At 60.3% G+C, this 19,872-nt stretch carries 18 protein-coding genes and 1 pseudogene; 17 read left to right on the top strand and 2 right to left on the bottom strand.

Annotated elements, in window-relative coordinates; genetic code table 11:
• The first annotated feature begins 60 nt into the window (after positions 1–60).
• Genes ABS758_RS00905 through ABS758_RS00895 form a run of 3 tightly spaced genes read left to right on the top strand, consistent with a single transcriptional unit; the run spans position 61 to position 3,200 of the window.
• Positions 61–828 (top strand): crotonase/enoyl-CoA hydratase family protein, encoded by a 768-nt coding sequence (locus ABS758_RS00905; protein WP_350379796.1) that lies wholly within the window; start codon positions 61–63, stop codon positions 826–828.
• A complete protein-coding gene (locus ABS758_RS00900; protein ID WP_492304484.1) occupies positions 828–2,351 on the top strand; it encodes a fumarate hydratase in 1,524 nt (507 codons plus the stop codon). Before ABS758_RS00905 ends, ABS758_RS00900 begins: the two co-directional genes overlap by 1 nt.
• Positions 2,352–2,378: 27 nt before the next feature.
• A complete protein-coding gene (locus ABS758_RS00895; protein WP_350379794.1) occupies positions 2,379–3,200 on the top strand; it encodes an HpcH/HpaI aldolase/citrate lyase family protein in 822 nt (273 codons plus the stop codon).
• Positions 3,201–3,203: 3 nt separating this feature from the next.
• On the opposite strand, the gene ABS758_RS00890 is transcribed toward ABS758_RS00895, so the two are convergent.
• Complete coding sequence (locus ABS758_RS00890) at positions 3,204–4,037, bottom strand: thymidylate synthase (protein ID WP_350379791.1); 834 nt, start codon at positions 4,035–4,037, stop codon at positions 3,204–3,206.
• 79 nt (positions 4,038–4,116) lie between these two features.
• Positions 4,117–4,539 carry an OsmC family protein gene (locus tag ABS758_RS00885; RefSeq protein WP_350379790.1) on the bottom strand — a complete coding sequence of 141 codons (423 nt, stop codon included), beginning with the start codon at positions 4,537–4,539 and terminating at the stop codon, positions 4,117–4,119.
• 201 nt (positions 4,540–4,740) lie between these two features.
• Between ABS758_RS00885 and ABS758_RS00880 the strand changes: the two genes are divergently transcribed.
• The 14 genes and pseudogenes from ABS758_RS00880 to ABS758_RS00815 all read left to right on the top strand — a co-directional run.
• A complete protein-coding gene (locus ABS758_RS00880; RefSeq protein WP_350379788.1) occupies positions 4,741–6,414 on the top strand; it encodes a cbb3-type cytochrome c oxidase subunit I in 1,674 nt (557 codons plus the stop codon).
• Positions 6,415–6,416: 2 nt separating this feature from the next.
• A complete protein-coding gene (locus ABS758_RS00875; RefSeq protein ID WP_350379787.1) occupies positions 6,417–7,055 on the top strand; it encodes a cbb3-type cytochrome c oxidase subunit II in 639 nt (212 codons plus the stop codon).
• Complete coding sequence (locus tag ABS758_RS00870) at positions 7,052–7,636, top strand: c-type cytochrome (protein ID WP_350379784.1); 585 nt, start codon at positions 7,052–7,054, stop codon at positions 7,634–7,636. Before ABS758_RS00875 ends, ABS758_RS00870 begins: the two co-directional genes overlap by 4 nt.
• Before the next feature lie 15 nt (positions 7,637–7,651).
• Entirely contained in the window at positions 7,652–8,320 is a 669-nt protein-coding gene (locus ABS758_RS00865; protein ID WP_350379782.1) for an SCO family protein, read from the top strand.
• On the top strand, positions 8,317–9,042 hold the full coding sequence (locus tag ABS758_RS00860; protein ID WP_350379779.1) for a hypothetical protein: 726 nt from the start codon (positions 8,317–8,319) through the stop codon (positions 9,040–9,042). Before ABS758_RS00865 ends, ABS758_RS00860 begins: the two co-directional genes overlap by 4 nt.
• A 12-nt stretch (positions 9,043–9,054) precedes the next feature.
• Entirely contained in the window at positions 9,055–9,729 is a 675-nt protein-coding gene (coq7, locus tag ABS758_RS00855) for a 2-polyprenyl-3-methyl-6-methoxy-1,4-benzoquinone monooxygenase (protein ID WP_350379777.1), read from the top strand.
• A 347-nt stretch (positions 9,730–10,076) separates the two neighbouring features.
• Positions 10,077–11,531, top strand: coding sequence for an NADP-dependent succinate-semialdehyde dehydrogenase (gene gabD, locus ABS758_RS00850; protein WP_350379775.1), 1,455 nt, complete (start codon positions 10,077–10,079; stop codon positions 11,529–11,531).
• Positions 11,532–11,724: 193 nt separating this feature from the next.
• Complete coding sequence (locus ABS758_RS00845) at positions 11,725–12,807, top strand: MraY family glycosyltransferase (RefSeq protein ID WP_350380218.1); 1,083 nt, start codon at positions 11,725–11,727, stop codon at positions 12,805–12,807.
• Positions 12,808–12,849: 42 nt separating this feature from the next.
• Positions 12,850–14,124, top strand: coding sequence for a Vi polysaccharide biosynthesis UDP-N-acetylglucosamine C-6 dehydrogenase TviB (tviB, locus tag ABS758_RS00840; RefSeq protein WP_350379774.1), 1,275 nt, complete (start codon positions 12,850–12,852; stop codon positions 14,122–14,124).
• An 11-nt stretch (positions 14,125–14,135) separates the two neighbouring features.
• Complete coding sequence (locus ABS758_RS00835; protein WP_350379772.1) at positions 14,136–15,161, top strand: NAD-dependent epimerase/dehydratase family protein; 1,026 nt, start codon at positions 14,136–14,138, stop codon at positions 15,159–15,161.
• Positions 15,161–16,549 (top strand): murein biosynthesis integral membrane protein MurJ, encoded by a 1,389-nt coding sequence (gene murJ / locus ABS758_RS00830; RefSeq protein ID WP_350379770.1) that lies wholly within the window; start codon positions 15,161–15,163, stop codon positions 16,547–16,549. The genes ABS758_RS00835 and murJ overlap by 1 nt, the downstream gene beginning before the upstream one ends.
• Positions 16,530–17,657 (top strand): glycosyltransferase family 4 protein, encoded by a 1,128-nt coding sequence (locus ABS758_RS00825; RefSeq protein ID WP_350379768.1) that lies wholly within the window; start codon positions 16,530–16,532, stop codon positions 17,655–17,657. The genes murJ and ABS758_RS00825 overlap by 20 nt, the downstream gene beginning before the upstream one ends.
• Positions 17,658–18,812 carry a glycosyltransferase family 4 protein gene (locus ABS758_RS00820; protein WP_350379766.1) on the top strand — a complete coding sequence of 385 codons (1,155 nt, stop codon included), beginning with the start codon at positions 17,658–17,660 and terminating at the stop codon, positions 18,810–18,812.
• A pseudogene (locus ABS758_RS00815) lies at positions 18,790–19,824 on the top strand (glycosyltransferase); the annotation flags it as partial. The gene ABS758_RS00820 and the pseudogene ABS758_RS00815, both read left to right, overlap by 23 nt.
• Between the last annotated feature and the right edge of the window lie 48 nt (positions 19,825–19,872).

Raw genomic sequence — 19,872 nt, 5'->3', positions numbered from 1 at the left:
CTCGGGTACAGTGCTGGCTGCGCCCAAAACGACCATTTTATCCACTTTGTCGGAGAACACATGAGCGAGTGCCTCGAGGTGCAGCAACAAGACGGGATTTTGATCCTGCGCCTGAATCGTCCACATGCCCGCAATGCGGTCAATCTCGAGACAGCCCAGGCCCTGGCGGCTGGGCTTGATCAACTGGATGCCGATCCTGATTTGCGTCTGGGCATTCTCACCGGCGCGGGTGGGCATTTCTGTTCGGGCATGGATCTCAAGGCATTTGCGGCCACCGGACAGCGGCCCTATGTCGGCAATCGGGGCTTTGGCGGCCTGTGCGAGCGCCCGCCCAAAAAGCCGCTTATCGCCGCGGTCGAAGGCTACGCACTGGCGGGTGGCTGCGAACTCGCCCTGGCCTGCGACCTGATCGTTGCCGCTGAAGACGCCAGATTTGGGGTTCCTGAGGTCAAACGCGGTCTGGTGCCTGGGTCTGGTGGCATGTTGCGCCTGCCCGCACGTATTCCCTATCATATGGCCATGGAGGCGGTACTGACGGGTGATTTCCTGGATGCTGGCCGATTGCACCAACTGGGGTTGGTGAACCGCCTGGCCCAGCCGGGGCAGGCCCTTGAATCCGCGCTGGCCATGGCTCGCACCATTGCCGCCAATGGCCCGCTGGCCGTGCAAACCGCCAAGGCCATCATCTCGCAATCGCGCAACTGGCGTCCCGAGGACATGTTTGATCTTCAGCGGCCACGCATTGCGCATATCTTCAGTTCCCAGGATGCCCACGAAGGAGCAACTGCCTTCGCTGAAAAACGTGCGCCTGTCTGGAAAGGAAAATAATGACCACCATCCCCGAAGACGACCTGATCCAGTCAATTGAAGATGCTGTTCAGTTCATCAGCATCTATCACCCTCTGGATTACATTCATCACTTGGCGCGAGCCTACGAGCTTGAAGAAAGCCCGGCGGCGCGCGATGCCATTGCCCAGATCCTCACCAATTCGCGTCTGTGCGCCGAAGGCCACCGGCCTATTTGCCAGGACACCGGCATCGTCAACGTCTTCATGAAAATCGGCATGGATGTCCGCTTTGATACGCAGCAAAGCTTGCAGGCTCTGTGCGACGAAGGCGTGCGGCGTGGCTACACCAATCCCGACAACCCCTTGCGGGCGTCCATTCTCGACGACCCCCTGTTTACCCGCCGCAACACGCGGGACAACACCCCCTGTGTTCTGCAGGTAGAGCTTGTGCCAGGCAACACCGTGGATATCCAGGTGGCAGCCAAGGGCGGCGGCTCAGAAAACAAAAGCAAATTTGTCATGCTCAATCCCAACGATTCGGTGGTGGATTGGGTGCTGAAAACCGTGCCCACAATGGGGGCGGGTTGGTGCCCGCCCGGTATGCTCGGTATCGGGGTGGGTGGCACGGCCGAAAAAGCCATGCTGATGGCCAAGCAGTCTTTGATGCAGGACATCAACATGTATGAGCTGCTTCAGCGCGGGCCGCAAAACAAACTCGAAGAACTGCGTATCGAGCTCTATCAGAAGGTCAATGCCCTGGGGATCGGTGCGCAGGGTCTGGGTGGTCTTACCACCGTGCTTGATGTCAAGATCCAGACGGCGGCCACCCACGCGGCGTCCAAACCCGTGGCCATGATTCCCAATTGTGCGGCGACGCGCCACGTGCATTTTGTGCTGGATGGCTCGGGCCCGGCCGATCTTCCGCCCCCGCCGCTTTCCGAGTGGCCGGATGTGCACTGGACACCCGATTACAAAGCCTCCCGTCAGGTCAATCTCGATACACTCACGCCCCAAGAGGTTGCCACCTGGAAGCCCGGCGAGCGCCTCTTGCTGTCCGGACATATCCTCACGGGCCGTGATGCGGCGCACAAGCGCATTCAGGACATGCTGGCCCGAGGCGAGTCCCTGCCGGTTGATTTTGCCGGCCGGGTCATCTATTACGTGGGGCCCGTCAGCCCGGTGCGCGACGAAGTCGTGGGGCCAGCCGGCCCCACCACGTCTACCCGGATGGATGCCTTCACCGAGATGATGCTGGGGCAAACCGGACTGCTGGCCATGATCGGCAAAGCCGAACGCGGTCCAGAAGCCATCGAAGCCATCCGCCGGCATCAGTCTGCTTATCTGATGGCGGTGGGCGGTTCCGCCTATCTGGTGTCCAAGGCCATCCGGGAAGCCCGTGTGGTGGGCTTCGAAGACCTCGGCATGGAGGCCATCTATGAGTTCCGTGTGCAGGATATGCCGGTTACCGTAGCCGTGGATGCGCGCGGCAGTGCCGTGCACACCACCGGCCCCAAAGAGTGGCAGCAACGCATTGCCGCGCGGCGGGTGGCTGCCAAGGCTTGATCGACCTGGTTTAAAGGGGGATACACCATGCAAGAAACTTTGATGCGCTCTGCGCTTTTTGTGCCGGGCAATCGCCCCGAGCGTTTTTCCAAGGCCATCGCCAGCGGTGCGGATGCGGTGATCGTGGATCTCGAAGATTCCGTGGCGCCCGATGCCAAAGAGGCTGCGCGCGAGGCCCTGGCGCGCCACGCGCAACAGTCGCCGCAGGATCATGTCTGGGTCCGTATCAACGACGGCACAACCCCCTGGTTTGAAGACGACCTCGCGCTGTGCCGCTCCTTGCCGTCTGTGGTGGGCATTATGCTGCCCAAGGCACAGGCCGCCGATCACGTGTATCAGGTGTCGGGGGCCGGCAAACCCCTGATTCCGGTGATCGAGTCTGCCCAGGGTCTGCGGATGCTGGACAAAATTGCCGAGGCCAATGGCGTGGTGCGTCTTACCTTTGGCATTCTTGATCTGATGGTCGAGTTTGGTACCCGGCCACAAACCGAAGGGGCCGGAAAGATTCTGGATCAGGTGCGCTTTCAGGTGCTGCAGGCCAGCCGCATGCACGGCCTGGACGATCCCATTGACACGGTCTTTGCCGATTTCTCCAACCTCGACGGTTTGCAGCAATCAGCAACGCTGGCACGTGATATGGGCTATGGCGGCCAGTTGTGTATCCACCCCAAGCAAGTGGCGGTGGTGCATCAGGTATACCAGCCGTTGCCCGAAGAGCTCGACTGGGCCCGGCGCGTGGTGGATCACGCCGAGAAAACCGGCGAGTACGCCTTCCGGCTGGATGGCCGCATGGTGGATCTGCCGGTCATTGTGGGGGCCCGTCGCATCTTGCAACGCGGGGGCCTCTAGTTTCTAGACCGCAATGGGCGCAGAGATACCCGGATACGGGTTGTAGTCGACGATCTCGAAGTCTTCAAATGCGTAGTCGTAGATCGAGTCTGGTTTGCGCTTGATGTGCAATGTCGGCAAGTCGCGGGGGCTGCGTTGCAGTTGTGTATGGATCTGCTCGGTGTGGTTCGAGTAGGCATGCAGGTCACCCAGGCTTACCACGATTTCGTACGGCTCAAGATTGCATTGCTGGGCAAGCATGTGTGTCAGCAAAGCCAGCGAGGCGATGTTGTACGGCAGCCCCAAAAAGCTGTCCGAGCTTCTGATGTACAGCAGGGCCGATAATTTGCCTTCTGCAACATAAAACTGGTACAGCAGATGGCAGGGCGGCAAGGCCATCCGGCCTTGCCGGGCGTTTTCCTGGGGGCTGATTTTTTCGTCCGGCAGGTATTCGGGATTCCAGCCATGAAACAAAATGCGGCGGCTGTCGGGGTTGTTTTTTAGGGTGTTCACCACGTAATCAATCTGATTGATGGTGCCGCCGTCTTTGGTGGGCCATGCCGTCCATTGCTTTCCGTATACGGGGCCCAGCTCGTTATCTTCGGTGGCCCATTCGTTCCAGATGCTCACGCCGTGTGCCTGCAGCCATGAAACATTGGTGTTGCCGCTGAGAAACCAGATGAGTTCGTTGGCAATGCTCTTGAAGTGCAGCTTTTTGGTGGTAAGCAGCGGAAACCCATTGGCCAGGTTGTGCCGTAGCTGGCGGCCAAACACCGAGCGTGTGCCGGTGCCGGTGCGGTCGCCCTTGGCCACGCCGTTGTCGAGAATATCTTGAAGAAGTTCGAGGTATTGCTTCATATTTACATCCGATTGTTCCAGCAGTGCCCCCGGCATCCAGAAAGATGCCGTGTCCGTTTGCCGCTTTGTGGCTAAAGGCTCAGGCGGCCAGGATTTCCACCGAGTGCGTGATGCGGGCAGTTTTTTCGAGCATTGCGACAGCCGAACAATACTTGGTATGGGAGAGTTCGACAGCGCGCTCTACTGCCGCCTGCGGCAGGTCTTTGCCGGTAACCTGAAACGCAAAATGGATTGCCGTAAAAACTTTTGGCTCGGTTTCCGCGCGTTCGGCAGTGAGCTTGACCCTGCAGCCCGTGATGGCATGACGGCCTCGTTTGAGAATTAAAACGACATCGTAGGCGGCGCATCCGCCTGCGCCTGTCAGCACGGTTTCCATGGGGCGGGCAGCCAGGTTCTGGCCGCCGCCCTCGGGGGCGCCATCCATGGCCAGTACGTGGCCGCTGCCGGTTTTAGAGATAAACAGCATGCTGCCGGGGCCTTGCCAGTCTAGGGTGCATTCCATTGTTCAAGTCCTGTGTTTAAGTGTTCAAAGCATCCAAGAGCCGCCTGACGCCTGGCTGAAACCCCCATATTTGATGTGGGTTTGTACGTATTGTGTAAGTTTGTAGATTTATCATAGATCAAAACTAACGCTACAATCTCAGGTTGCCGATTCGGGCTCATGCCCGAGATCGGGCTTCGATTGTCCTTCACTGGAAGCGCTGTGGATACCGTCACCGTATTATTAATGACCTTTATTTTGTCCGTCACTGGGCTGGGTGTTTTTATCTGGTCTTTGCGTCGGAACATGTTTGATGACAACCCTGCTGCGGCCGGGGTCATTTTCTCAACAGGCGAAATCGGCCACGTTGAAGACCCCTCTGCCACACCAGAACAACGGGCTGGCCTGCAACAGATCGTCACTGAGGGCGGCAAGGCTGTCATCGACCCCTCCCTGGCCAGCAAGCTCAAGGCCGAGCTCGCCGAGCGCATGGAGGCCGACCAGTCCACAGCGTATGTTACGTTTGTGTTCCTGTCCTGTGCAATTGTCTGGCTGGTGGCTGCGTCCACGTTTGGACTGATCAGCTCCATCAAGCTGCACAACCCCGAGTTCCTCACTCAATATGCCTGGCTTACCTTTGGTCGCACGCGCACGCTGCACCTTAATATGGTGGCCTATGGCTGGTGCCCGATGGCCGCCTTTGGTATCGCCATCTGGGTGCTGCCGCGTTTGCTCAAAACCCGCCTGTATGGCGGCCGCTTTGCATTGCTGGGCTGTATGCTCTGGAACGCCGGCATCATTGCCGGGTTGGGTGCCATTGCCGCCGGCATTAACGACGGCCTCGAGTGGCTCGAAATCCCCTGGCAAATCAGCATTCTGCTGGTGATCGGTGGTTCGCTCATTGCATTGCCTCTGGTGTTCACCCTGCGCAACCGCAAGGTTGATCACCTGTACGTGTCCATCTGGTACATGGGCGCGGCGCTGTTCTGGTTTCCCGTGCTGTATCTCGTGGGCAAGGTGCCCGGCGTGCACTTCGGGGTTGAGCAGGCCACAATGAACTGGTGGTTTGGCCACAACGTGCTGGGCCTGTATTACACCCCGATTGCCTTGGCCTCGGTGTATTACTTTCTGCCCAAGATCATTGGTCGCCCCATTCAGTCCTACAACCTGTCGCTCATCGGTTTCTGGGCGCTGGCCTTCTTTTATGGCCAGGTGGGCGGGCACCACCTGGTGGGTGGGCCGGTGCCGCACTGGCTTATCTCGCTGTCCATTGTTCAGTCGATGATGATGATCATCCCTGTGCTGGCTTTCTCGGTCAACCAGCACCTCACCATGCGTGGCCACTTCAAAACCATGTATTACTCGCCCACGCTGCGCTTCATTGTGCTGGGCGCCATGATGTACACGGTCAGCTCCTTCGAGGGCTCTCTCGAAGCCCTGCGCAGTGTCAGCCGGGTGGCTCACTTCACGCACTTCACGGTGGCTCACGCGCACCTGGGCTTGTATGCGTTCTTCTCCATCGTCATGTTTGGTGCCATCTATTTTGTGATGCCCCGCGTGATGTCCTGGGAATGGCCACACCCCAAGCTGATCATCGTGCACTTCTGGCTCGTTGTTGTGGGTATGGGGGTCTACATTATTGGCCTGTCCATCGGTGGCTGGTTGCAAGGCCTTGCCATGCTGGATCCCGCGCGTCCGTTCATGGATTCGGTGCTGGTCACCATGCCTTATCTCGAAGCCCGCACAGTGGGTGGCTCGCTGATGACCCTCGGTCATCTGGTGTTTGCCGTGCACTTTGTGCAGATGGCGTTGCGCTATGGCCGCAATCGCGTCGGCCCGGCCTTGTTGCATAAACGTAAGTCTCAGCCTGAAGTTCAGGCGATTGCAGGTGCCTGATCATGGAAAGCGAATACAAACTTCTTAGTGGGGCGATGGTGACCCTCGCCCTGGCCACGGCCACTCTGGTTGTGCTGCCCTATATGCAGCTGTCGGATGTGCAGCCCTCCGAGGGCCTCAAGCCCTACACCGAGCAACAGCTGCGCGGCCGTCAGGTTTACATCGAGATGGGTTGCGTCTATTGCCACTCGCAACAACCCCGCAGCCAGTCAATGGCGCCCGACTTCCAGCGTGGCTGGGGCCGCGCACCCGTGGCCGGCGATTACTACTACGATCATCCCCACCTCCTGGGTACGATGCGTACGGGGCCCGACCTCTTCAATATTGGTGCGCGCCAGCCCAGTGTCGACTGGAACCTCGGACACCTCTACGAGCCCCGGGCTTATACGCCGGGCAGCAACATGCCGGCATTTCCGTTCATGTTCAAGCTCAAGGACAAAGCCGAAGCCGGCGACAAGGTGGTCAATCTGCCGCCCGCCTATGCACCTGCAGATGGCCGTGTGGTGGTTGCTACCCCCGAGGCGCTGGATCTCGTGGCATATCTGATCGGCCTGGATCATACGTATCCGGTTCATCCTGATGCTCAGCTACCCAAGCTGCCAGAGCAGCCGGCAGCGAAGGCCGAAGGAGATAAGAAATGAGCAATAAATATACGCAGCAGCGCCGCGAGCAACCCGAGCCTGTCGAGGGTAGCCGGCCGATTCCCAAGATTGTCCTGACCATCATCGGCGCTTTGCTGGTGTGGGCTGTCTGGCATCTGTATGCGTCCTATACTCCCATGCCTCCTTCTGTGGGTGACGACCGCGTCATGGCCGATTTTGCCGTGCCGGCCAAGGCCGACGGCGGTCAGCTGTATACGGCCAACTGTGTGGCCTGTCACCAGGCCAGTGGGGCAGGTATTCCCGGGGTGTTTCCTCCCTTGTCCAAATCCGAGTGGGTGGATGCAAAGGATCCGGGCATTATGGTGCGTATCGTGTTGCACGGTATCCATGGCCCACTGACGGTCGAAGGTGTCAAGTACAACGGCGAAATGCCTCACTTCCAGGATAAGTTCTCCGACGAGGAAGTTGCTGCCATTGTCAGCCACGTGCGTACCAGCTTTGGTAATTCTGCGTCCACCATTGATGCCCCGTTTGTGGCCAAGGTGCGTGAAGAAACCAAAGGCCAGACCACTCCCTGGAAAGGCGACGAAGATCTCCGTCCCATGCTCGAGAAAAAGTAAGCAGGGGGTTTCGTCATGCGGTGGGTGATTTCCCTGGTGGTGGCGCTGGCTGCAGGGGTTGGGGTGCTGTTTGGCCTCACCAGCGGGTTCACTGCCCTGACCGCCGAAACCGCCCGCCGCCAGGACATCCAGGTGCATCCGCGTGAAATCCCTTCTGCGCGGGTGCTGACCGATTCCGGGCAGCAGCAATCCTTGCGTCGATTGCTTCACGATGATGGCCGGGTTGCCATCGTCAATTTTTTTTATGCACGGTGCATCTCCCTGTGCCTGGCACAGGGCTCGCTCACTGAGCGCCTGCAAAACGCCATCGAGGCCGAAGGCCTGCAAGACAAGCTGCGCCTGATCAGCCTGAGCTTCGATCCACGGGACGATGCTCAGGATCTGGCGCGCTACTCGGTTCGCATGGGTGCCAACCCAAAGGTGTGGCAGTTTTATACGCTCGAAGACCCGGATCAGCGCAAGGCCATCCTGGATCTTTTCGGGATTGTCGTGGTGCCTGCCCCGCTGGGTGAATTCGAGCACAATGCGGCGTTCCATGTGGTCACACCAGGTGGTCAGCTGGTTCGGGTCGTGGATCTTGATGATCCAGGCTGGGCGCTCAAGGCGGCCAGATCTGCCTTGGCAGCTGCGCCCGGCCCGATAACCCCAGCGACGTCCAGCCGGGGTGCCGGGGGGCAACCATGAAGATCGGGCAAAGCCTGATAACCTCCCGGGGGCAGCGGGTAGTGTGTCTGCTGGCGGCTGTGGCCTGCGCGGGTGTTGCCTTGGGCTTTCATGATGCCCTGACTGCGCTAATGAGCCTGCATATGCTGGTGCAGATCCCGTTACTGGTGCTCTCTGGCCTGTTTGCAGAGCTTGCCATCAACCCTCCGGCGGCACACGAGGCGCAGTCGTCGGCCTTTCAGGGCGCGGCGGCGTTGGCAAGCTCCGCAAGGCCTGGCGTGGCACAGGATTCGGTACTAGCCCAAAGACAGCCGCGTCCAATGTGGCAGCCCACATCGGGGCGCCGGATCCGTTGGTCATGGAACGCCTACGGGATCCCGGGGCTGTTGTTTGTCAGCCTGGTGGGGGCGGGGTGGATGATCCCCAAGGCGCTGGATGATGCGCTGGTCGATTGGCGCGTCGCAGCCTTCAAGTACATTGGTTTGCCCGTCTGTGGTTACTTGCTCGGTGCGTCCGTGCGCCAGGCCAATGTGGTGATTAAACTGTTCTTTTTGGGCAATTTTTGCTGGATGAGTGCCATCGTCGGGATGGTCTATCTGGATCAGCCCATCCGTCTGTGCAATGCATACTTGCAGGATGATCAGGTCTGGGCAGGGCGTGGCCTGATTGCGCTGGCCATTGTGTTGCCCTCATGCTGGCTGCTTGTTGCACTCAAGCCTATCTGGCGGTTTCTGAGTCGTTAAAAGGATTGCTGTATGACTTCCTCTTCCATCTCTTCAGTGCCATGGCAGCGCCGTCCCACCTTGCTGGATCAGTTGCTGGCCGAAGGTGGGCGCGCGTTGCAGGTGCTTGATGGCAGCGTGCCTCACGATCGCGCGTATCCCGCCGGGCCCGCCAAGCCGGACGAGCCCGCCTTGTCCCCGGATGAATCGCGCCACAGCGCCGGCTTGATGAGGGTCAATCATGTGGGTGAGATCTGCGCACAGGCCTTGTATCGTGGCCAAGCGTTGCTGTGCCGCGACGAGAGCATCCGCGCAGTGTTGTATCAGGCGGCTGCCGAAGAAGTGGATCATCTGGCCTGGTGCCGTCAGCGCCTGAATGAGCTTCAAAGCCGGCCCAGCATACTGAATCCCCTGTGGTATGCGGGTTCGTTTGGCCTGGGCCTGGCGGCCAGCCGGGCAGGGGTGCCCCATAACCTGGGCTTTATGGCCGAGACCGAGCGTCAGGTAGAGGAGCATCTGGACGGGCACCTGAGTACGCTGCCCGAGCATGACCATCGTTCGAGGCAGGTGGTCACGCAGATGCGCGATGACGAGATCGGCCACCGTGCCACGGCAGAGCACCACGGCGCCGTTCCCTTGCCGGCGCCGGTGCGCTGGGCGATGCGGCTGATGTCCAAGGTCATGACCACCAGCGCCTACCGGATCTGATGATTAGGCCCAAAACAGAGAAGGATTACCCTTGTTTGTGTGTAAAAAGCCACAAACCTATGGCTGTCATCTATTGACATCAAATAATTCTTGCAACGCAGCAATGCCTGTCTATATAATTTGCTTATCGGATGTCGCAAGGTGATTGCAGCGGGAAAACCCTCAACACCATCGGCTCAGGCCCCAGGTCTTCGTAGCCCGACATGCCCAGGTTGTCTCCTCCACCCTCCTCCTTTGGTGGATTTAGCTCAAGATCTTCGGATCTTGGGCTTTTTTTTTGTCTGTTTGGTGGGCATATCTGAAATGACCTAAAGTGTTTGTCTATTCAACGAACACGGAGGATCGATATGTTTTCACTGAAAAACCCCGATCTCCTGCGTCAGCAGGCATACCTGGATGGTCGGTGGTGCGATGCAGATTCAGGCGAGGTGATCACCGTCAACAACCCGGCCACGGGTGAAATTATTGGCAAGGTGCCCTATATGGGCGCGGCCGAAACACGCCGTGCCATCGAGGCTGCCGAGCGTGCCTGGGCGGGTTGGCGTGTCAAGACAGCCAAAGAGCGCGCGGCGGTGCTGCGGCGCTGGTTCGAGCTGATGACAGAAAACGCCGAGGATCTCGCCGTCATCATGACGGCCGAGCAGGGTAAGCCGCTTAAAGAGTCTCTCGGAGAGATTGCCTATGGCGCGGCGTTTCTGGAATGGTTTGCCGAGGAAGGCAAGCGTGCCTATGGTGATGTGATCCCCAGTTATGCCGCCAACCGGCGCGTGGTGGTGATCAAAGAGCCCGTTGGCGTATGTGCGGCGATTACCCCATGGAATTTCCCGTCTTCCATGATCACGCGCAAGGCGGGTGCTGCGCTGGCGGCAGGGTGCCCGTTGGTGGTCAAGCCAGCCGGCCAAACGCCGTTTTCGGCACTTGCGCTGGCGGTATTGGCGCAAGAGGCAGGCGTGCCTGCCGGTGTGTTTTCGGTGCTGACAGGCAACTCTGCCGAGATCGGCGCCGAGATGACCTCCAACGAGCGGGTGCGCAAGATGTCCTTTACCGGTTCTACTGAGGTTGGCCGGTTGCTGATGAAGCAATGCGCACCCAGCATCAAGAAACTCTCGCTTGAGCTTGGCGGCAACGCACCCTTTATTGTGTTTGATGACGCCGACCTGGATGCGGCGGTTGAAGGCGCCATTGCCAGCAAATATCGCAACACCGGCCAAACCTGCGTATGCACCAACCGCTTTTATGTGCAGGATGCTGTCTATGATGCCTTCAGCCAGAAGCTGGTAAAGGCCGTAGAAGGCCTGCGCGTGGGCAATGGGCTGGATGAAGGCATTACCCAGGGGCCCCTGATCGACGAAAAGGCGCTGGCCAAGGTCAAGGAGCATATCGCCGATGCGGTCTCCAAGGGAGGGCGGGTGCTGACCGGGGGCAAGCCTCATTCGCTGGGGGGCACTTATTTTCAGCCCACAGTGCTGGCAGACGCGCGCGACACCATGAAGCTGGCCAACGAAGAAACCTTTGGCCCGGTGGCTCCCTTGTTCCGGTTCTCGGATGATGCCGAAGTCATCCAGATGGCCAACGACACCGAGTATGGGCTGGCGGCCTATTTTTATAGCCGGGATATTGGCCGTGTCTGGCGAGTGGCCGAGGCGCTGGAGTACGGTATGGTTGGCATCAATACGGGCCTGATCTCCAACGAGGCTGTCCCGTTTGGTGGTGTCAAGCAATCCGGACTGGGGCGCGAAGGCTCTCATTACGGGCTGGACGAATACCTGGTCGTCAAATACCTGTCGATGGTCATTGCCTGACTCCGTCGCCGCCCCCTGTTTCCAAGGGGGATGGCGACGTTTTGTTTCTGCTTTTGTTGCATCTGTATCTTTGCCGCAACGGCACAAGTTACAAATTTGGTCGATAATCTCGTTTTGTCTATTCGGGATTGCCTTGAACGCCTCCGGTCTGTCCGCATCACTCAGCTGGCCCCTGATCGGGGTAGTGGCCTTCATGGTGGGTGGTCTCATCGTGGCGTCCGAGCGTTGGCACGGCCGTTTCACGGGCGACACCGATATGCACAAGCCCCAGGCAATGCACAAACGTGCCGCGCCGCGGGTAGGGGGGCTTGCGCTGGTTGCCGGCAGTCTGGCCGGTTTGCTGGTGTTGGGGCCACGCAACATGACGCTCACCTGGCTATGGCCCGCCCTGTTTGTGGCGGCCTTGCCGGTGTTTGTGGCTGGCCTCCTCGAAGACATCACTAAGGATATCGGCTCGGGCAAGCGCCTGCTGGCGGCTTTTATTTCGGCGGGGATTGCCTGGTGGCTGTTGGGCGGGGTGTCGCGCGTCGGGCTCTCGTGGGCCGACAGCATCCTCTCCAGTTGGCCAATTGTGTCACTGGTGTTCACCATGATTGCCGTGGGTGGGTGTACGCACGCGCTCAATATCGTGGATGGCATGAACGGCCTGGCTGGCATGATTGCCACCTTGATGGCGGTGTCATTGGCGCTGGTGGCGTGGCAAGTGCAGGATGTGCCCATCTTTTTGATCTCCACGGCGCTGGCTGCCGCCACCCTGGGCTTTCTCGCCTGGAATTTCCCTTTCGGCCGGGTGTTTCTGGGCGATGGCGGCGCATACTTTTTGGGATTCATGCTGGCCGAGCTGGCTGTACAGCTGGTGGTGCGCAACCCCGGTGTATCGCCTTTTTACGCGCTGGCAGTGTTGTTTTATCCTGTCTTTGAAACCCTGTTTTCAATCTGGCGGCGCAAGTTCAAGCGCGGGGTGCCGGTGGATCAGCCCGATGCCTTGCATTTACACCAACTGGTGTTCCGGCGTCTTGTGCGTATTACCTTCAGTCGCGACCGCCGTCATGCCGTACCGGCCTTGTGCAACGCCATGACGTCCCCGTACCTGTGGGTGCTGGCCCTGATTGGCCTGGTGCCTGCCACTTTGTGGTGGGACAACGCCTGGATACTGTGCCTCAGCATGGGTGTCTTTGCTGCGGTCTATATCTGGCTGTATGTCCGCCTGGTCACGTGGCGCAGGCCCCGCTGGTTGTTGTTGCCCTCGCTTGGGCGTCGGGGCCGCCGTGATTAACAATCCTTCGATTACTACGGCATGTTTGCCGGGGAGAAATGCATGAATATTCAGGACGTCCGCCTGGCCGTTGTGGGCCTGGGCTATGTGGGTCTGCCGCTGGCGGTTGAATTCGGCAAGCAGCGTGACGTGCTGGGCTTTGACATCAATGCGCGCCGCATCGAAGAACTGCGCGCCGGTCAGGATCACACCCTCGAGGTCTCCGGCCCCGAGCTCGCTGAAGCCACGCAACTGCATTATTCGGCTGATCCGGCCGAGCTCGCCAGTGCCAATGTCTTCATTGTCACGGTGCCTACGCCCATCGACCAATACAAGCAGCCCGACCTGACTCCTCTGGAGCGTGCCAGCGAAACCATTGGCCGCGTCCTCAAGCGTGGTGACATCGTCATCTACGAATCCACGGTGTATCCCGGGGCCACCGAAGAAGTCTGCGTGCCTGTGCTCGAGGCCACTTCCGGCCTGAAATTCAATGTGGATTTTTACGCGGGCTACAGCCCCGAGCGCATCAATCCCGGCGACAAACAACACCGGGTGTCCACGATTCGCAAGGTAACTTCGGGTTCTACCCCCGAAGTTGCCGAGCTGGTGGATGAGCTCTATCGCCAGATCATTACGGCCGGCACGCACAAGGCGTCTTCCATTAAGGTGGCCGAGGCTGCCAAGGTGATCGAAAACACCCAGCGCGACGTCAATATTGCCCTGATCAACGAGCTTGCCCTGATCTTCAATCGGCTGGGCATCGATACGCTGGACGTGCTTGAAGCGGCGGGCACCAAATGGAACTTCCTGCCGTTTCGCCCGGGTCTGGTGGGCGGCCACTGCATTGGCGTGGATCCCTACTACCTGACGCACAAGGCGCAGTCGATCGGCTATCACCCCGAGATCATCCTTGCGGGCCGCCGGTTAAACGACTCCATGGGCGGTTATGTGGTGTCCCAGCTGGTCAAGGCCATGACCAAGCGCCGCATCCAGGTGCAGGGTTCACACGTGCTGGTGATGGGGCTGACGTTTAAAGAAAACTGCCCTGATCTGCGCAATACACGGGTGGTGGATATTGTGCGCGAACTGCGCGAGTACAACATCGATGTGGACGTCTACGACCCCTGGGTTGACCCGGCCGAAGCCAACCACGAATACGGTCTGACGCCGATCGATCAGCCGGCCGCGGGTGCCTACGACGGTATCATTTTGGCCGTGTCTCACCAGCAGTTTGCTGCGATGGGAGCATCGGCACTGCGCGCCTTGGGCAAGCCCGAGCATGTGCTGTACGACCTCAAATACGTGTTGGCTGCCGACGAATCCGATCTGCGTCTCTGAGGAGAACCGCCATGACAACCCGTTTTGAGACGGTGCAAGCCGAGCTGCAGGCCAAGCCGCACACCTGGCTGGTCACCGGCTGCGCCGGCTTTATCGGCTCCAATCTGCTTCAGGCGCTGCTGGCACTGGATCAAACCGTGGTGGGGCTGGATAACTTTTCCACGGGCTACCAGCACAACCTCGACGAAGTGCAATCGCGCGTCACGCCAACCCAGTGGGGGCGGTTTCGCTTCATCGAGGGAGACATCCGCGAGTTGGAAACCTGCCGTCAGGCTGCAGAAGGCGTGCAGCATGTCCTTCATCAGGCTGCGTTGGGATCTGTTCCGCGCAGCCTGAAAGACCCGCTCACCACCAATGCCGTCAACGTGGGCGGCCAGCTCAATATGCTGCTGGCTGCGCGTGATGCCCAGGTGCAGTCGTTTGTCTATGCAGCTTCCAGCTCTACCTACGGTGACCATCCCGGCTTGCCCAAGGTCGAGGATCGGATTGGCAAGCCTTTGTCCCCCTATGCGGTTACCAAGCTGGTCAACGAACTCTACGCCGATGTATTTGCCCGGGCCTATGGGTTTCAGGCCGTGGGTCTGCGGTATTTCAATGTGTTCGGGCAACGCCAGGATCCAGACGGCGCCTATGCTGCGGTCATTCCCAAGTGGGTATCTGCCATGATCCGCAACGAAGAAGTTGTGATCAACGGCGATGGTGAGACCAGCCGCGACTTCTGTTATATCGACAACGTGGTGCAGGCCAATGTGCTGGCTTCTCTGGCGGGCGCCGAGGGGGTCAATCAGGTGTACAACGTGGCTTTCAATGCCCGTACCAGCCTTAATCAGCTGTTTGGCTACCTGCGCGATACGCTCGGGCGCAACGGGGTGGCTTATGCACGAGAGCCCCGCTATGGTGATTTTCGCGCCGGTGACGTCCGTCATTCGCAGGCGGATGTCAGCAAGGCACATAGCCTGCTGGGCTACGAGCCCCGCTACGACATCCTGAGCGGTCTGGAGATCGCCATGCCCTGGTACATCCAGTTTCTGCGCTGATGTCCTTTTTGATGCGCCGGCTGGCGGCCCTGCACGCCGATCACCGGCGGATCGCGCTGGGGGCGGCACGGGTTGCATTTTTTCTCCTGATGGGCAAGGCGGTAGGTGCCTTCAAGGAGATGGCCGTTGCTTACCGTTATGGCATCAGCGACGTGGTCGATGCCTATCAGTTCACCCTGACACTGGCCAATTGGCTGCCCGTTACCCTGGTGGGCGCGTTTTCTGTGGTGTTGATTCCTGCGCTGGTGCGCAGCCGCCGTGGTTCTGCGCATCAGCATGGCCGTTTCTTGGGCGAGCTTCAGGCCTGGGCACTGGCGCTGGGGCTGCTGCTTGCGCTTGTGCTGGTGCTTGCCTGGCCCTGGGTGCTGGAGATTGCCGGCCAAGGGTTGTCGGTAAACGTTCAGGGCATGAGCCAGCTGCTGATTTTGGGCTTTGCGCCTGCCGCCTTGTTCACCATCACCACCGGCCTGAGTGCCGCCCGGTTACGGGCGCACGAGCGGCATATCAATACACTGCTCGATAGCCTGCCCGCCCTGATGATTTTGCTCTGGGTGCTGGCAGCGCCCGCCGGTGCAGGGGTGATGCCCCTGCTATGGGGTACCCTGCTGGGTTACGCCTTGCAGGCGTTCTTCCAGCGGCTCCTGGCGCAGCGGGCCGATGCCGTGCCAACGCCGCTGCATCTGAGCCAGCAGGCGCCGCAATGGTCTACTCTTGCGGCGGCAGCCGGCATCATGCTGATTGGCCAATTGGCAATGAGCTTTGTTGGCCCAATCGACCAATACACGGCTGCCCAGCTGGGCCAGAACGCCAACGCCACGCTAGGGTATGCCGCCCGACTGCTGTCCCTGATGATAGGACTGGGAGCCGCGTCGGTGGGTCGTGCCGCCTTGCCTGTGCTGGCCGACATCCAGGGCAGGGGCGATGCCGTGCACGCGCGTGCCATGGCACTGAAATGGTCGGCGGTGATGCTGGTGATCGGGGCAGTGGTGGTTGTACTGGGCTGGTGGCTGGCCCCCTGGATAGTGTCGGTGCTGTTTGAGCGCGGGGCCTTTGGTGCACAGGATACGCAGGCCGTGGCTCATGTACTGCGCTGGGGCTTGCTGCAGCTGCCGTTTTTCTTTGGTGTGCTGATTTTGGTGCAGTTGCTGGCCAGCCAGAACCGATACCGGTGGATGGCGGCAATTGCCGTCCTTAATTTTCTGCTCAAGGCATTCCTCAACACCGTACTGGCCCCCCGGATGGGCGTGGCCGGTATCATGCTGGCCACCAGTGCCATGTATGCGCTGTCGTATACAGCGTATCTGGTGCTGGCACTGCGGGCTGCGCCTGCGGCCGGCACGCTGCGGCGCTCCAAGAGAAACCCGGATAATGAAACAGACCCAGATTGATTTGATGATTGTGATTCACTCTCTGCGCGGCGGCGGTGCCGAACGCGTGGCAGTGGATATGGCTGCCTATTGGCAGGCACGGGGATGTCGCGTGGCCTTGGTTACGCAAACCACGGCGGATCAGGATGCCTACCCGATCCCCGAAGGGGTGGTTCGCTACGCGCTGGGACTGGCCGCCAACAGCCGCGGGATGGTGGCTGCTGCGTGGGGCAACTGGCGCCGCTACTGGGCCTTGCGCCGGCTGATTCGCCGTCATCGCCCGGACGTTGTCCTGGGGATGATGACGCGCGGTTCGGTGATGGCGGTGATGGCGGGGCGCGGGGCAGGTTGCCGCATTATCGCCACCGAACACACGCATCCGCCCATCCAGCATCTGCCGCAAGCCTGGCAGAAGTTGCGGCAACGCACGTACCCGCGGGCGGATGCCGTGGTGGCCCTGACGCGCGGCACGGCCGACTGGCTGGAAGCCCATCTGCCCGGTGTACAGGCGCAGGTGATCCCCAATGCGGTGCATTGGCCACTGGCAGATGAGGAGCCCCGTGTGGTGCCCCCTCAGGTGCCTGGGCGTCTGTGCCTCCTGGCTGTTGGCCGCTTGCATCCCGTCAAGGGCTTTGATTGTTTGCTGCGGGCCTTTGCCCAGCTGGCGCGCGTCTACCCCGAGTGGGATCTTACGATTTTGGGCGAGGGGCCAGAGCGCGCTGCGCTTGAATCCTTGCGTGACGAGCTGGGCCTGACCGATCGGGTACAGCTGCCTGGGCGCGTAGGCAATATGGCAGCCTGGTATGCCGCTGCCGATGTTTATGTGCTCAGTTCCCGGGCCGAGGGCCTGTCCAACACCTTGCTGGAAGCCATGGCTAGCGGCTTGCCTTGTATCGCCTTCGATTGTGATACTGGGCCACGCGAAATTATTCGCGAAGGTATCGATGGCGTGCTGGTACGCCCGGTGCAGGATGCCGAAGCCCTGGCAGGGCATCTGGGGCAACTGATGTCCGATCCCGCATTGCGCAGCCGGTTTGCCAGCCGTGCCACGGATGTCCGCGACCGTTTCTCGACAGCCCGTATCATGGCCTTGTGGGAGCAGGTCTTCGAGGGCGAAAAGGTGAACTGAATGCACACCCTGTTTTTGGTCAGCTCGATGCATGGCGGTGGCGCAGAGCGCGTGGCGGCTACTCTGGCCAATGCCTGGGTGGCACGCGGAGACCGCGTGACTCTGGTGTGTTGTTATTCCGGGCGCGGTACTTGCCTGCAGCCGCTGGATGATCGCGTCAAACTGCTGTGGCTGGCCGATCAGCTGCGCGGGCCGGCACTCTTCAGACCCATCAGCAAGCTTCTGGCCCTGCGCCGCCTGGCCCGTCGGTTGCAACCCGATCGGGTACTGTCTTTTCTGACCAACGTCAATGTCTCCACTTTACTGGCCAGCCGTGGCCTGCAACTGCCCGTGGTGGTCAGCGAGCGCACCGATCCTGCTTATAGCGTCAACCTTGAGCCTGCCTTGCGTTATTTACGCCGCCTGAGTTATCCGTGGGCACATCAGGTCGTTGTACAAACTGCAGCTGCCAGCGGGCATTTGCAACAAGTGGCCCCCCGGGTGCGTCGCATCCAGGTGATTCCCAATCCCCTGCCACAAGGTTTGCCGCCGACGCGGCAGACAGAGCCCGCCGGCCCGCGATTTCGGTTGGTGGCGCTAGGGCGTTTTAATCCGGTCAAGCAATTTGATCGCCTGATTGCAGTGTTTGCCATCTTGGCCCCCCAGTTTCCTGATTGGGATTTATGCATCTGGGGGGATGGGGCTCAACGCCAGGCCTGCCAGGCTCAAGTGGATGACCTTGGCCTCTCTGGGCGGGTGCAGTTGCCGGGTTTCAGCACGACACCCTGGCAAGATTTGCTGACAGCCCACGTGTTTGTGCTGAGTTCTCGCGTCGAGGGGTTTCCCAATGCCTTGCTTGAGGCCATGGCCCTGGGTTTGCCCTGTGTGGCGCTGGATTGTCCGTCGGGGCCAGCCGAGTTGACGCAGGAAGGCGCCGTAGCCACACTGGTGCCGCTGGACGATGACGCTGCGCTGGTGGCCGCATTGCGGCTGCAGATGCAGGCCTCTCCGGCACAACGGACGGCCAGCGGCCAACAGGCGGCGGCCTCGGTGCGTGCACGCTATGGTTTGCCGGCCATTTTGCAGGCGTGGGATGCACTTTGGACACCAAGCGTAATACCAGAGGGTAAGCACGCGACCCCAAATACCGATCATGGAAACCACAATGACACGTGAACCCCAGCCGGCTCACACCGAGGCTCATTCCGTGGATGAGGCGCAAGCATCCGCCTCAGGCCCAGTCACCTTGCAGGTGATGCATATCATCTCCGGGCTGCTGCATGGCGGGGCGGAAACCGTCTTGCAGCGTCTGGTGACGGCGCCTCAAGCCGGTGTCCGGCACACGGTGGTCTCGATGCGGGGTGAAGGCGTGATGGGGGCCACACTGCGAGATGCCGGTATCGAAGTCATCTCTCTGGACATGCAGGGGCTTGCCGGGTCGATTCGCGGCCTGTGGCGGCTGTATCGGCTTTTGCGCCAGCGCCGCCCCGATGTGGTGCAAACCTGGATGTATCACGCCGACCTCATTGGTGGCGTGCTGGCCCGTCTGGCTGGGATCCGTGCCGTGGCCTGGGGAGTGCGCAACTCGGGCGTCAATCTGGCTGAAAGCAGCCGTTCTTCACGGATTACCGCGTGGTTTTGTGCCCGCATGTCTGGCTGGGTGCCCGGTGTCATTGTCATGTGTGCGCGCCGCGCCGCCGAAGTGCATTGTGGCTGGGGATACCGGGCGGATCGCGTGCTGGTCATCCCCAATGGCTATGATCTTTCGCGCTGGCACCCAGATGAATCCGCGCGCCAGGCCTGGCGCGAACAATGGCAAGTGCCGGATGACAGCGTCCTGCTGGGTTGTGTGGCCCGTTGGAATCCGCTTAAAGATCACCATAATTTGTTGGCTGCACTGGCATTGCTGCAAGGCCGGCAGGCCGGTCTGCGCTGCGTGCTGGTTGGCCTGGGCATGTCTCGAGACAATGCGGACCTGGTCGCTTTGGCGCGCCAGTATGGGTTGCTGGATCAACTGATATTCCTTGGACGCCGGGACGATGTGCCGGCCTTGATGCCTGCTCTGGATATCCATGTGCTCTCCAGCAAGGCCGAGGGATTTCCCAATGTGGTTGCCGAGGCCATGGCCTCGGGGGTGGCTTGCGTGGTTACTGACGTGGGCGATGCGGCTGCCATCGTGGCGGAAGATGGCTGGGTGGCTGCCCCGCAAAACCCTGCCGCACTGGCCGACGCCATT

This window comes from Castellaniella sp. FW104-7C03, from assembly GCF_040276085.1.
Classification (GTDB): Bacteria; Pseudomonadota; Gammaproteobacteria; order Burkholderiales; family Burkholderiaceae_B; genus Castellaniella.
This window is presented reverse-complemented; position numbering and strand designations above follow the sequence as displayed.

Bases quoted from the DNA above. Each gene is read 5' to 3' on its own strand.
- ABS758_RS00890 (WP_350379791.1), bottom strand. From the start codon at position 4,037: ATGAAGCAATACCTCGAACTTCTTCAAGATATTCTCGACAACGGCGTG.
- ABS758_RS00870 (WP_350379784.1), top strand. From the start codon at position 7,052: ATGAGCAATAAATATACGCAGCAGCGCCGCGAGCAACCCGAGCCTGTC.
- ABS758_RS00875 (WP_350379787.1), top strand. From the start codon at position 6,417: ATGGAAAGCGAATACAAACTTCTTAGTGGGGCGATGGTGACCCTCGCC.
- ABS758_RS00825 (WP_350379768.1), top strand. From the start codon at position 16,530: ATGAAACAGACCCAGATTGATTTGATGATTGTGATTCACTCTCTGCGC.
- ABS758_RS00820 (WP_350379766.1), top strand. From the start codon at position 17,658: ATGCACACCCTGTTTTTGGTCAGCTCGATGCATGGCGGTGGCGCAGAG.
- ABS758_RS00860 (WP_350379779.1), top strand. From the start codon at position 8,317: ATGAAGATCGGGCAAAGCCTGATAACCTCCCGGGGGCAGCGGGTAGTG.
- murJ (WP_350379770.1), top strand. From the start codon at position 15,161: ATGTCCTTTTTGATGCGCCGGCTGGCGGCCCTGCACGCCGATCACCGG.
- ABS758_RS00835 (WP_350379772.1), top strand. From the start codon at position 14,136: ATGACAACCCGTTTTGAGACGGTGCAAGCCGAGCTGCAGGCCAAGCCG.
- gabD (WP_350379775.1), top strand. From the start codon at position 10,077: ATGTTTTCACTGAAAAACCCCGATCTCCTGCGTCAGCAGGCATACCTG.
- ABS758_RS00885 (WP_350379790.1), bottom strand. From the start codon at position 4,539: ATGGAATGCACCCTAGACTGGCAAGGCCCCGGCAGCATGCTGTTTATC.
- ABS758_RS00905 (WP_350379796.1), top strand. From the start codon at position 61: ATGAGCGAGTGCCTCGAGGTGCAGCAACAAGACGGGATTTTGATCCTG.
- ABS758_RS00895 (WP_350379794.1), top strand. From the start codon at position 2,379: ATGCAAGAAACTTTGATGCGCTCTGCGCTTTTTGTGCCGGGCAATCGC.
- ABS758_RS00865 (WP_350379782.1), top strand. From the start codon at position 7,652: ATGCGGTGGGTGATTTCCCTGGTGGTGGCGCTGGCTGCAGGGGTTGGG.
- tviB (WP_350379774.1), top strand. From the start codon at position 12,850: ATGAATATTCAGGACGTCCGCCTGGCCGTTGTGGGCCTGGGCTATGTG.
- ABS758_RS00900 (WP_492304484.1), top strand. From the start codon at position 828: ATGACCACCATCCCCGAAGACGACCTGATCCAGTCAATTGAAGATGCT.
- coq7 (WP_350379777.1), top strand. From the start codon at position 9,055: ATGACTTCCTCTTCCATCTCTTCAGTGCCATGGCAGCGCCGTCCCACC.
- ABS758_RS00845 (WP_350380218.1), top strand. From the start codon at position 11,725: ATGGTGGGTGGTCTCATCGTGGCGTCCGAGCGTTGGCACGGCCGTTTC.